This window comes from Marinomonas vaga (assembly GCF_055388305.1).
The window spans coordinates 2,729,336-2,743,468 of the sequence record NZ_AP043903.1; the positions used below are offsets into that span (position 1 = coordinate 2,729,336).

A 14,133-nucleotide genomic window follows, 5' to 3' on the forward strand; every position below is an offset into this window, starting at 1 on the left:
AAATGTTATTAAATTGTGATATGGGCGAAGCCTTTGGTGCTTGGAAAATGGGACAGGACGACTTGATCATGCCATTCGTCAATCAAGCGAACATTGCCTGTGGTTTCCATGCGTCCGATCCATTGATTATGAGCAAAACCGTTGCCTTAGCGAAACAGCATGGCGTATCTGTGGGGGCTCATCCGGGCTTCCCTGATCTAGTAGGCTTTGGTCGCCGTCGTATGGACATTGCCCCAGACGAGTTAAAAGCCCTAGTGCAATATCAAGTGGGTGCTTTACAGGGTATCTGTCAGGCCCATGGTGTGAGTTTGGATTATGTGAAGCCCCATGGCGCGCTGTACAACATGATGGCCTTTGACAGCAAAATGCTGGCAACTGTGATGCAGGCTGTGGCGGAAATAAGCAGTAGCTTACCCTTGATGGTGATGGCCGTGCCTGAGCGTGAGGAGATCGAAGCCCTTGCTAAAGAGCACAATGTGCCTGTGTTATTTGAAGCCTTTGCGGATCGTCTCTATACCGCAGAAGGACGCTTAACGCCACGCTCTCAAGCCAATGCCGTCCATCGCTCCGTTGACCTGATTGAGCAGCAGGTACTTGGCTTGTTAAAAGAGGGCAAAGTCACCACTGAAACTGGCAGTGTGCTACAGGTGAAAGCAGACAGTATCTGTATTCATGGAGATAACCCCCATGCATTGGATGCAGTGAAACGCGCTCGCGCCATTTTGTAAGGCGTTTTGAATTATGATGTACCCAACCGAATGTCAGTTTTTAAATAGTCAGACCTGCTTCTTTGAGTTCTCTAAAGAAGTGGACGAAGCCGTCTCTGAATACATAGCTTCTGTGGTGAATGCCTTGGAAGGAGATAAAGGCATTGTCGATGTGATTGCTTCTTACACCACCTTGATGGTGGTGTTTGATCCGTACCATTATGATCGCCACAGTATTGCCAAGCGCTTTCAGACCTTGTTTGCCAATTTGGCCACCAGCAAGGTAGAAGATACTTCCGCTTGTGACATTGAGATTCCCGTGTTTTATGACCCAGAAGTGGGGCCAGACTTACTGGACGTGGCGAAGCGATGCAATTTAACCCCAGAGGAAGTCATCGCCATCCACAGTGGTCGCTCTTACCGTGCTTACGCCATCGGCTTTATGCCGGGCTATGCGTACTTAGGCACCTTGGATGAGCGCATTCAGTTACCTCGTCGAGACACGCCTCGTCTCAAAGTGGCGAAGGGGATGGTGGCGTTTGCGGAGAAGCAAACCGCCGTTTACCCGAGCGAAAGCCCTGGTGGTTGGCACCTTGTGGGCCGTACCCCCATAGAGCTAGTGGACTGGGGGAGTGAGTCCCTTTCTCTGATGAAAGTAGGGGATCGGATTCATTTTAAGCCTATTACGCGGGACGATTATCTGGCCATGGGAGGTAAGTTCTAATGGCATTTAAAGTCATTCAAACCGGTGTCTTAGCATTAATCCAAGACCTAGGCCGTCGTGGTTTTCATGCCATTGGGTTATCCAATGGTGGGCCAATGGACGAATATGCCTTTCGTTTAGGTAACCGTCTATTGGGTAACGATGACAATGCTGCTCAGATTGAAATCACCTATGGTTTATTTTCATTAGAAGCCACAGCGCCGACTACCATTGCACTATGCGGGGGAGATCTGGGGGCCACGTTAAACGGTGAGCCCTTGCTCTGTTGGCAAACTTATAAAGTGGAAAAGGGTGACCGTCTGGCATTCCAGCAACCCAAGTATGGTCTGCGTGCCTATCTTGCGGTGGTAGGGGGCTTTCAATGTGAGCCGACTCTGGGCAGTGTATCTACCGTAATCCGTGAAAAAGTGGGTGGTTTGACCGGTAAAGGAGAAAAGCTGCAAAAAGGAGATCTGATTCCCTTTGAAGCCTTCTTTGGAGCCCTGCAAAACAATGTGCCACGGTTTGCTATTCCGGATTACTCAAGCAAAGAGATTCCCATGGTGCTTGGTTACCAACATGACCAGTTTAACAGCATCCAAGTGGCCCATTTCCTATCCAGTGAATATAAGGTGTCCCAAAGCTTTGATCGCATGGGATATCGCATGGAAGGTCGTTCTATTGCTTATGATGGTGCTGGTATTGTGTCCGAAGGCATTGCCTATGGTTCGATTCAGATTCCAAAGGATGGTCAGCCCATTGTGCTGCTGAAGGATCGCCAAACCATCGGTGGCTACCCGAAAATGGGTTGTGTCACCACGTGGGGTGGGTCGTTATTGGCACAAAAAATGGCTGGAGATAAAGTGCAATTTAGCGCGATATCCGTGGAAGAAGAAGAGCAAGAGCGCGTCCTCTTCCATGCTCGCTTAGATACCTTGTCGAGACGTTACTCCACTGTTGCGTGATAATACGCTTCAATGGTTTTAATAAGATCTGCAATCGGCGCAGAATGCTGCTGATTTCGAGGGTAGACCAGCCCCACCTCTCGATAGAAGGTGTGGCTGTCTAAGGACAGCTCCTTGATGGCATCTTGCCATGGGGTAAAGTCAAAAGCCCTCGGGATCAGAGCTGCGCCTGTTCCTGCTGCCACTAAGCCAATCAAGGCTTCTAACTCATCTGCTTCGCACTTGTCCTGCACTTCTATGGCTTCTCGCTGTAAAAAACGATCCACCTGACGCCCCCCAAATGAAGATCTGTCGTAACGGATAAAGGGTAGGGTCTTCAAGGCAGTACGCCAATCTTGGACGTCACAGCCGTTTGGCACCACGCACACGTAAGGCTCGCTAACCAAGGGGCGCCAGATCAAATCCGCATGCAAAGGAAAGGGGGGCAGGATCGTGACAGCCATACTCAATTCGCCACTGTCCACCAAGTCGACTAATTTAATCGAAACACCGGGTAACACCTTGATGCGCACATTTGGCTGAATCTGAAAGTAGTGTTTCAAGATGGTGGGGAGCCCACTACGTTGGGTAGAGGAAATCGCCCCCAGTTTTAGGGTTAATTCTCCCACATTGGAGTCGGTACTCGTGCCTAAGGCGTTGTAGCGCTCAATGATGTCTTTGGATTGCTCTAGTATTTGGCGGCCCGTGGCATTGAGCTCAGAGCTACGACCTACCTTGTCAAACAGCTTGAGCCCTAGCTCTTCTTCTAGGCGTTGCATCTGGGCGCTAACCGCCGCTTGGGTCAGGCCGATTTTACTGCCAGCAGCGGCAAATGTGCCTTCTTTGGCTACCATGAGCAGGGTTTTTAACTCGCGAATCATTCATAAAATCTCTTTATGTATTTTTAAAAAATATATTGATTTTTTTGCTCTATTGCCAGTATTAGAATGGAAAACATCAAAGAAAACGTTCAAAAGCGTTCTGACTGACCACATAAAAGGAAATCAAAATGAGTTTACAGCCGTTTCACCTAGCAATCCCTGTGTACGATGTTCCATTGGCTCGTGCATTTTACCGTGATGTATTTGGTCTAGAAGAAGGCCGCTCTGCGGACACTTGGGTTGACTTTAACTTCTACGGTCACCAATTGGTTATCCATAACCACCCAAAAACACCTGACCAAGAACATGCCACAACTAACCCAGTGGATGGTCACGATGTGCCTGTGCCACACTTCGGTATCGTATTGGAATGGGGGCAATGGGAAGCGCTTGCTGAGCGTCTTAAATCTTTTGATACCAAGTTTGTGATTGAACCTTATGTTCGTTTTAAAGGACAGGTTGGCGAGCAAGCAACCATGTTCCTATTGGACCCATGCGGTAACGCGCTTGAGTTCAAAGCATTCAAAGACATGAGTCTATTGTTTGCGAAATAAGCGTTTCTACGTTTGATTTTTGTTCACCCTGACTACTAGTTTTCTGTTCGCCAGAGTAATTTATTGCTCTGGTTTTTTTTTGCCTGATGAAACTCTCCGTTGCACAAAACTTTCTTGGATTGACGTTCAACCTAGAGCTTGCTTATGCTTAAATATCGGCTCATAAATCAGGGTCTGAGGGTGTCATGTCAAAACGTATTGTTCGAAGCGTATCTAAGCCAATGGTTGCTGCAGCGGTCGTGCTGTTAGGAAGCTATGCCCATGGTCAAACGCCAGACGAATGCACGGACAAGCTGAATCGTTACTTAGAAACATTGGAAAAGAATGTTGCCTCAGATTACATTTCACCCCGTCAGAAAGAAGCGTCGCAAAAGCTCATAGATAAAGCCGCTCGACTTAGGGCAGATGAAGAATTCATTTACACGGACTGTGCTGTCTTTGACAAGTTGTTATTCTAATGGCGGTGTGATCCGAACATAAAAAAGCCAGCATAATGCTGGCTTTTTTTATGACATCAGGCCCGGTGAATCAGTACACCATACGCAGTTCTTTGGCCTTCTCGTTGTTATTCTGAGTCCAGTCAGTGATTGGGCAGGGCTTACCGAAGTAATAACCTTGAAGGGTGTCACAGCCAAGTCCAATCAATAGATTCGCTTGCTCGCGGGTTTCGATACCTTCTGCAATCACCGCAAGGTTTAGGGATCTGGCCAGTTGAATGGTGGACTTCACAATGTCCAAATGGCGTTTGTCATTTGGAAGTGGCGCCACAAAACGACGGTCAATTTTCAGAATGTTGGCAGGGATATCGATCAACTGCCCCATGGACGCTTGCCCCGTGCCAAAGTCATCAATGGCAATGGAGAAGCCATATTGTGACAAGGTGCGTAGACGCTTATGAATCAATGGGTGAGTCATGACCGGGCTGGTTTCAGTAATCTCCAATTCCAGCATGTCACTCAACCATGGGCGCTCAGATGTCATCGCCATTAATTGGGCAAAGAAGTGGTCATTCATCAATTCCTGCCCAGCTAGGTTAAAAGCAACAGGGGTCTTGATGTGTTCCTTGTGCCAGCCTTCTAATACTTCCACTAGCTGCTTTAGGAGACTTTCAGCCAGTTTAGGCAGTAAGCCCAGCTCTTCTGCAAGCTTGATAAAGACAATTGGGGAGACAAAACTGCCGTCTTCTAAGCGCCAACGAGCAAGGGCTTCAAAAGATCGGATTTCACCCGAGCCAATCACTTGGGGCTGTAACCAGATGTCGATGGATTTTTCTTTAATAGCGTCAGACAGGGCAAGCCCTAGCTTATGCTCTTGAATCAGTTTGGCTTCAAGCTGCTGGTCAAAGAAAGAGATACGCTCGGCGGAGGTGGAGTACTCCAACGCCATTTCACAGCGTTCTAGCAGTTCTTCTGAGGTTTCACCTTCGTTGTTGTAGTAGGTCACGCCGATTTGATAGTCGATGTTCAGTAGATCCTCACCAATTTGAAGTTGCTCTGGCAAGACGGATTTAATCAGGGTACGCAAATTGCGCTGAATCAAATAGGTCTGTCCCACGGGCATAAAGCACGCAAACTTCACCCCACGTAAACGACCACAAATGGTTTTGTCCGATAGGCGAGATTGCAGCACTTTTGAGAAGTTTAGAATCACTCGGTTAGCCTGCTCACGACCGTATTGCTTGTTCAGTAGCTTGAACTGGCTGATACGAACGATAAACATGGCGCCGTTGTAGTAGTCGGACACATTGCGAATACGGTGGTTTACCTGACGACAGAAGTTAGGGTGATTCGGTAAGCGGGTTAAAGAATCAAAGTGCGTCAGGCGAGAGTTGGTTTGTTGGGTGCTTTCCAGCTCTTGGGTTAAGGCTCGTAAATGGGTGACATCTTGTAGATGCAGCACATAGTGGCCGTGTGTTGTTAGGGACGAGCGATGTACCTCGAGTGAACTCTTAGTGTCAGATTTTAGGGTACATTCTGAGGCGTTCTTTTGCCAAAAATAGCGGTTAGAAGAGTCCGACGTAGAGGTCACCCAATCATTGATGCGGGAGCCTTCGATGGTCTTGTGCTGGCCTTTTGTCAGCAGCGCCTCGGCCTTTTCATTCACCTTAAGAATTTTACCTTTGCGATCACACAAAAGGGTTGGGGTGCCTGTGTGTTCAAAGATCTCTTCGTAAAGCTCCGTATGGTGGTTGAGCTTTGCTGTCAGTGCTTTGAAGCGCTGTATAGACATTTGCAATGTGTGCAAGACACGGGACACCGCCAGAGGTAGGCCAAAGTTCAATAAGGCAAACACCAATAACTGAAAATAGAAGGAGCTATAGTCAGGTGCGCCTAAAGCGCCGAGATTTGGGAAGTGATAAGACTCTTGCAGCTCCAATGCGAAAGTGCCGAAGTTACCAAAGCTAAAAGCTAAGGACACGCGGAAGCTGAAAAACAGCCGCACAATCAAGGGCAGGGAGTAGAGTGCAGTCAAGCCAAATTTGATGGCGCTGGAATCTGTAGAAAGCAGCACCAGAGAGACACCTGTGGTGGCGAGCAAAACCACAAGGGCCGAGGCGGCGAGCTTGGTGTAGCTTTGGGAGAGCCAAAGCAACAAGCCAAATAAGGCCACGTAAGCGCTGCTAAGCAAAGTAATATAAAGGCTATCATTGTCAAACGTATTGAATGACAAGCTGTGAATGGTGAATGCTGTAAAAACAATCAGACATGACGCTAATAAAATGCGTAATGCACTGATTTGAAACGAATCCTTGTCACTGTTTTCAACAGAGTTGCTACCAACTAAAAAGTAATGCTTAAAAAAGTCTAATAACATCAAACTACTACAATTAGAAAACGGGACAGTGTTTGCACAAAATGTGCAAACACAAGAGGTAAACATTACCTAAAAAAACGTCTTCTGACTATCCTGAGTTTGATTTAAACGACAATTTTTACACAATAAATTCTATACGCCTCAGATGGTTATCCCATTTTGCGCCATCAATTTGGTTGATCTGAGAGATTGATCCTGACCTTGGGGTCGAAATTAACTGTTTGCCTGATCCGCTAGTCATGACAAATTCCCCTTCGTTGTTCGTGGCCACCAAGCCACAAACATCGCGACAATTGTCTACGCCAAGGAATGCTCGACTTGCTACATCCCAGTAAGCCACAAATCCACCCCGTGGGGTACTGATCGCTAAGGTTTTGCCAGAAGCATCAAAACACACACTGCCGCAGTATTGTTTAAATCGGTAGCGAATCTGTTCTGGCATTTCCAAATACTCAAGCTGGTTAGAGTCTTGTGTAGATAGGGCAACTAGGGGCACTTGATCCCAGATTTCACCTTGGTACTGGAAGCCTAACGCGACCACACCGTCTTGGTTCACATCCAAATGGCGAATACTGAGCTTATGTAGCGCCTGCTCGTGGGCCGCTTGATTCAGTAGCTCCCCCGTCTCAAGAGACAGATAAGAAACGTTAGGCGCCATGGTCTCGAGATTAAGAATCTCTCGATCATTGTCTGGGTGGGTTTTTAAGCCGCCATTGGCAATCACTAAGGTGCCATTGGGAGCCAGCACCGATTCATGGGGGCCAATGCCGCCACTGCTGTATTGTGCTAGCAACTTTCCGGATGGCCATTCCCGAATGGTGATCTTGCCATGTCCCGTTGGGTAATGGTTTTCCTGAGCGATGAGGCGAGTGCCGTCCGAGGTGAATAGGGCATGACCATAGAAATGGTGCTCTGCTTGAGGCTTAATGCAAGTAATGGCTTCCCCTGTAAGCGGGTTAAAGAAGTCCATATAAAAGCCAGGACGACGGGCCACGGCACCTACTACGCTGTGAGTCGGATGTACGACCGGTGCATGGGCTCTGTCTGGCAACGCCATAGACCAAATAAGCTGTCCATTACTACCAAAGGCACCGATAAAATGCTCAGTGGCACTTTTGGAAAAGGCCGAAAAGAACAACTCCGACTTCCCAGAAACGGGCACACTGGAAGCCCAGGTAGGAATGGATAAGGCTGCTAAAGACACCCCTAAAAATGCACGTCTGCTTAGCATATTAATCTCCATCTCGGCTGTTAAAGCCAATTTGAAAGCCCAAGGCTGTGACTAAGTTAGTCAGCTGCGTTTGGCTGTTAGAAATGGATTTCACCAGAGGTTTTGCTAAGTTAACCCGTTCTTCTTGGCTGTAGTCTCCAGTGAAGAAATCATCAGGCAATTGCAGGGCAATTTTTACGTTGTCAGCTAAAGCATTTTCTAATGCCACTGCCAATTCAGGTTGCTCAGTGATGGCCGTGTCGTATAAGGATGGGCTACCGCTGTGGTAAAGCACACGGTAAGACTTCAAGTTTGTTTGAATGGACGACAAGGATTGCTCGCTACGGTAAAACTCCGCCAGCTTAAGGTTAGGGCGGCTATTGTAGCCAATGGGCGTTTCTAGTTTGGCGTCTTTTACTACAGACATGTGCTCCAGCCATTGCTGCACAAACTGCTCAACCACCATGTGATCTAGGCTTGTGTTATCACCTTCTTCTGCAAAGACCCAATCAGTGGCTTGGCTCTCTCGCCACTGTTTCAGTACATCGGCAGATGTGGTCACATGATGGCGTGTTACCGCTTCGAGTACTTCACAATCACTGTTGCGATTGACTACATCAAAATCAGGGTGAAACAACAGCGACTCAATGGCGGTCATACCACGTACTGCAATGCTCGCAGATGACCAGAACTTAGGCGCTTCCATCATGTTTGGAGAAGCACTTAGAGCCCGAAGTTGACGCTGAGTTACGCCTTTTTTATCAGGCCAGTATTCGTAAGCGTAATAGCGCATAAAGTAGGTCACTGGGCCAAAGTTTAACCATTGAATGGTTTGCCAATCGGCAACGTTGTCACGGAACGCCTTTTGGGACTTGGCAAGGTGGCTGGCATCCGGTGTGGTGCAGAGGGACTCAACAGACTCTGCCAACTGCTGGGCGCTTTGAGTCATGGCCTCGTATTTTGGAATAATGAACTGAGACTGGATCTGATCTAGGGTAGGATTCCAAGATTCAGCAGCGTTAGTGGCTGAGGCCGCTAATACTGCGAAACCAGCGGCTAGGGCTGTTTTCTTATTAAACATTACAGAGACTCCAAAAATCTGATAAAGAGCGCACGTTGCCGAGCGTCCAGTGACTTATATTGGTTGCGGCTGGATTCAGCTTCGCCCCCATGCCATAAAATGGCTTCTTCAATGGTGCGAGCACGGCCATCATGTAAAAAGCCGTTTCGCCCCGACACTTGTTCTGAAAGACCGATCCCCCAAAGAGGTGCCGTACGCCATTCTTGTGGTGTGGCGTTGGCGACGGGGAATCCGTTTTGTAATTCTGGACCTAAATCATGCAATAACAGATCCGTAAATGGGTAAAAGTCGCGATTTGCTAGGACATCATAAGACGCCGTACCGGTGGACAGCTTGGGTCGATGGCAGCTGCCGCATTCTAATGTATCAAAAATCTTCTTGCCGTCCAGAAACCAATCTTCCGACAGGTTTCGCATGGTCGGTGGTCGGCTAAGGGCAACATAGGCATCTACTACAGCCATTTGCTCGTGACCCACTTCAAGGTTATCAAGGTGAGGACTATTGCCATTGGGAGCAATTAAGCAATCTTCTTGCTTAGGCGTGCAATCACCGCTTGGGTTAGGAAAGAGTGGCGTAGATAACCCGAGATCTCCATTAAAAGCCGATTGGTTTTGTTCGTCTAATGTGGGGATATGGGCCTTGTGACCAAAGCGCCCCAATACTTGCTTGCCATCACGAACGACCCAATTGGGTTTACCTGAAATGCCATCTTGATCCCTGTCGTCTTCGTCGGCGTACTCTAAAATGACCGATTCTGGCACTGCATTCAATAACCCCATGCCAACCAATGGGGGAGACACCCGCGGGGAGAAGCCAGTGTTCGGATCGAACTCACCGTAATGCAATGACTGCCAATGCAGGATTGGCTTACGTAAAGATACCTCGGTGCCGTCATCCAAGATGACTAATGACTCTTGCCAATCCAGTGTGTAATCCCCTTCGGGCAGAATATTGGTGCTGCTTAAGGGGTGAAACTGACGACCATATACCGGATCACCCAAAACATTGGTTTGGCTGTCGGCTTTGATTTGCCCTAAGCGAATAAAAAAAGAGGGCACCTGACTGCCTAATTGACCGTCTTTGGGGGCATGGCCACGGCCACTGTTAATATGGCAACTGTGACAGGAGCGGGCGTTGAACAATGGACCTAAGCCATCACTGGCGGTGGTAGAGGATGGGGAGGGCACCCAAAAGCGCTCAAAGAGGCTTTCTCCCAGGTAAAAGGCTTGCTTTTCCTCGGCGGTTAACCCCGAGAAAGGAGAGTTGTAAGCACTGTCAGTTGCCATAAGTGCCGAGCTAGTCGACCACAAAAAAATGGCAACACAAAGGGTACGAATTGGTAACATCTTTGGTACTGCTTATAAACGGAAAAAGGGGATGACCTGCGTCATCCCCTATATCAATCCCAAATCAGCAATTATTCAAATACTGCGCTTGGGTTATCTAGACTGTCAGAACCTTCTAGAGCGATGCCTTGAAGGTCAAGCTCACGGATCAGATCTTCCGTAGTACGGGTCTGGTCAACCAAAGAGTCAACGAAGTCTTGTACTAGGGCGTTACCTTGGGTGTTGTTCATGGCAATCAACACATCAAAGGTTTGACCTTTTGCAGCCGCATCAACCATGGCTTGGCCAGCTGCTTCTGTAGCTTCTAGATCCGCTTTCATTTCGTTGTCTAGTTCACTGTTTTGCTCGGCGATCAGGGCAGACAAAGAGGGACCTTTCACCCAGCTACCGTCGACACGTTGGTATTCACCAAGGTAAACGTTTTTGATGCCTTTAGCATCGTAGTAGTGTGACCAATGGGTGTTATCAGAGAAACAATCGTGCTCTTCTTCAGGATCGTGAAGCATTAGGCCAAGCTTAGTACGCTCACCGCCAAGCTCACCGTATGCAAGGCTACCCATGCCAGTCAGCATAGTGCTTAGACCTTCCGCTGGAGACTGTTCGAACAAGGCAACACGTGCTTCACCGCCAGTTTTCCATGCGTCAGCCATGTATTTAAGATCATCAACTAGCAGCTGAGTCACGGCTTTTAGGTATTCACGACGACGATCACAGTTGCCATTAGAGCAGTTGTCTAGGTCGTAGTCGGAAGCAGGGCGGTTGCCTGCACCTGGGTTAGTTCCGTTAAGGTCTTGGCCCCAAAGTAGAAATTCAATAGCGTGGTAGCCGCTGGCAACGTTGGCTTCAACGCCGTCTGCTTCTTGTAGGTAATCAGAGATTAGCTCAGGAGTGATGGTAGAAGCATCAACCTTTTGACCACCAACCATCAGGCTGTCGTTCGCAACAACGTTGGCAGTGTAAAGTGGGTTAATGTCAGATTCAGAGCCGTAGTGAGAAGGAGACACGTAGTCGATCAAACCTTCATCCAGTGGCCAAGCGTTGACCTTGCCTTCCCAGTCATCAACGATAGCGTTACCGAAGCGGTACACTTCTGTTTGCTGGTAAGGTGCACGAGCAGCAACCCAAGCTTCTTTGGCTGCGCTTAGGTTGGCTTCAGTTGGAGCAGCCAAGAAAGTATCAATGGCAGTTTGTAGCGTTAATGCAGTGGTGTAAGAGTCACCGTAGGCGGCTTCTGCAATGTCTGCGTAATGAGTAACAACTGTACTTGGTGTTACTGCAACGTTATCACTCTTAACGGCTTGTGAACCACAGGCTGTTAACATCCCGGCTGCAACGACCGCAGCGATGGGCGTCAATATTTTTTTCATAATTACTGCTCCATATGCAATTTGTGTTCGCATTCTAGTAAAAATGAAAATGATTATCAATAGAGCTCAATGCCTAAATATAAATTATTCTCGTTAGTATTCAAAAGGGCGTTTTAGCCCTTTATCGACAGGCGGCACCGAACTGACTTAAAGCACCTGTGGATAACTCATATTCACAGCTGCTGTCACGGAAGTGACTGTTGTTTTCCCATGAAATAGATACTGTCTCAGGGCTGCTCTGGGTGTAGCTAGGAATAAAACGGTATGACGCCAATACTGTCACTTCACTATTAGGACCCAGCTCCACAGAGTGGCCAATTAAGCGTTGACGTGTTTGTGGATCGTACAAAGTGTAGTCAGTTGTGTATTCACGTTTGCCATCTGCGTGTTCAAAGTACAGCCATAATTTGCGATAGACCACTTTCTCATCACTGGGATTCTTCAAAGTGAACTTGGTAAAGATTTGCTGTGGGCTATTTAAGCTCTGGCTGGCTTTTACAAAGCCTGTTTCCACATTGGAACCGGACCAAGGGGATTGGTTACCAAACGAAATACTGGCGAGCTCAATGTTGGCGTCAGCAAGTTTGTCATTGGTGTAATTCATCAGATCTTTAGCAGGTGCATACATGGCCACCGCGAAAATCCCGAACAGTGCAACAAGAGAATGTTTACGTAAGTAATTGATTAGAGCGTTCATTCAAATCACCTATACTGTTTGTTTATACAGTACTGTATAAATGATCAGTTAATTTGTCTAGCTTTTCCTTGACAAAATCTTTAAAAATTTTGTTTTTTGACCTGTGCCTTTGGGTTTTTAAAATTTTAAAAAATTGCTTGATTAAATTTAATGCCTTGATTTATAAGAATAAAAATGATCTTCCCACAGTCTTTTTCACGGTTTCTGTGGAAATAAGCGGGTAAGCCTTCTGTCATCTACATCCTAGGTTTTATTTCCCTTTCTAGTGGCTCAGGTATAATGCCGACCTTCTTAAAAGGGGTTGAAATGCAGAATTACGATGTCGTTATTATTGGGGCTGGGGCCTCAGGTTTGTTCTGTGCAGCGCAGGCAGGCTACCGTGGTCGCAAAGTGCTGGTGATAGATCACGCCAACAAACCGGGCAAGAAAATACTCATGTCAGGAGGTGGGCGTTGCAACTTCACCAATATGGATGCAGCACCCAAACACTACCTATCAGCCAACTCGCATTTCTGTATATCTGCTTTGCGTCGTTACACACCCCAGGACTTTGTCGATCTGGTGGATCGGCATGGGTTAGATTACGTAGAAAAAGCCCCAGGCCAGCTTTTTTGTCAGCATTCAGCGAAAGACTTATTAGAGATTTTATTGACCGAATGTGAGTGGGCAGGCGTCGAGATCAAACTCGAGACTTCCGTCACTAAGATTTCCCAAGAGCAGGGCTATCGACTGGAAACCACTCAAGGCACACTCCAATGTGAGTCGCTAGTGATTGCCACAGGGGGCTTGTCTATCCCGACGATGGGAGCCAGTGGATTTGGCTACCAGATCGCGGAGCAATTTGACCTATCGGTATTACCACGACGTGCCAGCTTGGTGCCAATTACCATCCAACCGGCCATGAAAGACAAGTTATCCACACTCTCCGGTGTGAGTCTTGAGATCGAAGCCAGTGCCAATGGCATGACCTTTAAAGAGCCTATGCTGTTTACCCACCGAGGTATCAGTGGGCCAGCCATCCTGCAAATCAGCAACTTCTGGCAACCGGGCGATGGACTACAACTCAACCTGCTGCCAGATATGGATCCTGAGGCTCACTTTAAAGCTCTACGTCAAGACAAACCCAAACGTGCCCTAGAAACGGAGCTCAACACACTTCTGCCAAAACGACTGGTGGAAGTGATCAAACAGGACTTGCCATGGATGACCAACCCCATGGCGGAATTGTCCAACGACAACCTGAACGAATTGATTCAATACCTGACCCACTTTGATGTGCAGCCCAATGGCACCGAAGGCTACCGCACAGCGGAAGTCACCCTTGGGGGCATCGACACCCAACACGTCAGCTCCAAAACCTTTGAGTGCACCAGCGCCCAAGGCTTGTACTTTATCGGTGAAGTGCTTGACGTGACCGGCTGGCTTGGGGGCTACAACTTCCAATTTGCATGGTCGTCCGGCTTCGCGGCAGGGCAGTTTGTTTGAGTGGATCGTTGGAATTAAACTGTTAACAATGTAATTGTACTGTTAACTTTCTCCGGTTCTATTGTAATTAAAGTGTTAACTTTTCAGCCCGAATTTTTCCCAAATCGCCCCAATGCTAGATGCACTGGGGTTTTCAGCGTTTTTCTCGCAAAATACGACCAAAAATGGAATTGGAGTGTTAACTTTTTGGTTTGCACTAAGGTGGTGCATTAGGGTTTTTGAGCTGATGGTGTTCTGTAATGCAATATCGCTGTATCGAGCTGCTTTAAAGAATGGTCGACTACGGTGTCATTATAGAATGCTGTCTAATTGACGGTTAGTTCCCGCAAAGTGTTGTCCATTCA

General features: G+C 47.7%; 13 protein-coding genes. 6 read left to right on the forward strand and 7 right to left on the reverse strand.

The features are described from left to right. Nucleotides 1-2: 2 nt before the first annotated feature. The 3 genes from ACZ5DR_RS12805 to ACZ5DR_RS12815 are packed head-to-tail and all read left to right on the forward strand — an operon-like array spanning nt 3 to nt 2,375. Nucleotides 3-728, forward strand: a complete 726-nt coding sequence (locus tag ACZ5DR_RS12805) for a 5-oxoprolinase subunit PxpA (RefSeq protein WP_377369932.1) — start codon at nt 3-5, stop codon at nt 726-728. A gap of 13 nt (nt 729-741) precedes the next feature. Continuing rightward, entirely contained in the window at nt 742-1,431 is a 690-nt protein-coding gene (gene pxpB / locus ACZ5DR_RS12810) for a 5-oxoprolinase subunit PxpB (protein WP_377369934.1), read from the forward strand. Then, nucleotides 1,431-2,375 carry a 5-oxoprolinase subunit C family protein gene (locus ACZ5DR_RS12815; RefSeq protein WP_377369936.1) on the forward strand — a complete coding sequence of 315 codons (945 nt, stop codon included), beginning with the start codon at nt 1,431-1,433 and terminating at the stop codon, nt 2,373-2,375. Before pxpB ends, ACZ5DR_RS12815 begins: the two co-directional genes overlap by 1 nt. Here the strand turns inward: ACZ5DR_RS12815 and ACZ5DR_RS12820 are convergent. Continuing rightward, nucleotides 2,357-3,235 (reverse strand): LysR family transcriptional regulator, encoded by an 879-nt coding sequence (locus ACZ5DR_RS12820; RefSeq protein WP_377369938.1) that lies wholly within the window; start codon nt 3,233-3,235, stop codon nt 2,357-2,359. The genes ACZ5DR_RS12815 and ACZ5DR_RS12820 overlap by 19 nt on opposite strands. 128 nt (nt 3,236-3,363) lie before the next feature. Between ACZ5DR_RS12820 and ACZ5DR_RS12825 the strand changes: the two genes are divergently transcribed. Together ACZ5DR_RS12825 and ACZ5DR_RS12830 are read left to right on the forward strand one after the other, a co-directional pair. Further along, entirely contained in the window at nt 3,364-3,789 is a 426-nt protein-coding gene (locus ACZ5DR_RS12825; RefSeq protein WP_377369940.1) for a VOC family protein, read from the forward strand. A gap of 185 nt (nt 3,790-3,974) precedes the next feature. After that, entirely contained in the window at nt 3,975-4,247 is a 273-nt protein-coding gene (locus tag ACZ5DR_RS12830) for a hypothetical protein (RefSeq protein ID WP_377369942.1), read from the forward strand. A 70-nt stretch (nt 4,248-4,317) separates the two neighbouring features. Here the strand turns inward: ACZ5DR_RS12830 and ACZ5DR_RS12835 are convergent, their stop codons facing one another. The 6 genes from ACZ5DR_RS12835 to ACZ5DR_RS12860 all read right to left on the reverse strand — a co-directional run bounded on the left by ACZ5DR_RS12835 (nt 4,318) and on the right by ACZ5DR_RS12860 (nt 12,304). After that, the gene (locus ACZ5DR_RS12835) at nt 4,318-6,603 is read right to left on the reverse strand and encodes an EAL domain-containing protein (RefSeq protein WP_377369944.1); all 2,286 of its coding nucleotides are present in this window, start codon (nt 6,601-6,603) and stop codon (nt 4,318-4,320) included. A gap of 118 nt (nt 6,604-6,721) precedes the next feature. Further along, complete coding sequence (locus tag ACZ5DR_RS12840) at nt 6,722-7,834, reverse strand: DUF1513 domain-containing protein (protein ID WP_377369946.1); 1,113 nt, start codon at nt 7,832-7,834, stop codon at nt 6,722-6,724. Nucleotide 7,835: 1 nt separating this feature from the next. After that, nucleotides 7,836-8,894: an imelysin family protein gene (locus ACZ5DR_RS12845; protein ID WP_377369948.1), complete on the reverse strand. Its 1,059-nt coding sequence runs from the start codon at nt 8,892-8,894 to the stop codon at nt 7,836-7,838. Next, nucleotides 8,894-10,180 carry a di-heme oxidoreductase family protein gene (locus ACZ5DR_RS12850; protein WP_377369950.1) on the reverse strand — a complete coding sequence of 429 codons (1,287 nt, stop codon included), beginning with the start codon at nt 10,178-10,180 and terminating at the stop codon, nt 8,894-8,896. The genes ACZ5DR_RS12845 and ACZ5DR_RS12850 overlap by 1 nt, the downstream gene beginning before the upstream one ends. Before the next feature lie 131 nt (nt 10,181-10,311). Beyond that, nucleotides 10,312-11,607 (reverse strand): imelysin family protein, encoded by a 1,296-nt coding sequence (locus ACZ5DR_RS12855; protein WP_377369952.1) that lies wholly within the window; start codon nt 11,605-11,607, stop codon nt 10,312-10,314. Nucleotides 11,608-11,728: 121 nt separating this feature from the next. After that, complete coding sequence (locus ACZ5DR_RS12860) at nt 11,729-12,304, reverse strand: hypothetical protein (RefSeq protein WP_377369954.1); 576 nt, start codon at nt 12,302-12,304, stop codon at nt 11,729-11,731. A gap of 306 nt (nt 12,305-12,610) precedes the next feature. Here ACZ5DR_RS12860 and ACZ5DR_RS12865 point away from each other — a divergent pair, with 306 nt between their 5' ends. Continuing rightward, a complete protein-coding gene (locus ACZ5DR_RS12865; RefSeq protein WP_377369956.1) occupies nt 12,611-13,789 on the forward strand; it encodes a BaiN/RdsA family NAD(P)/FAD-dependent oxidoreductase in 1,179 nt (392 codons plus the stop codon). The last annotated feature ends 344 nt before the right edge of the window (nt 13,790-14,133 follow it).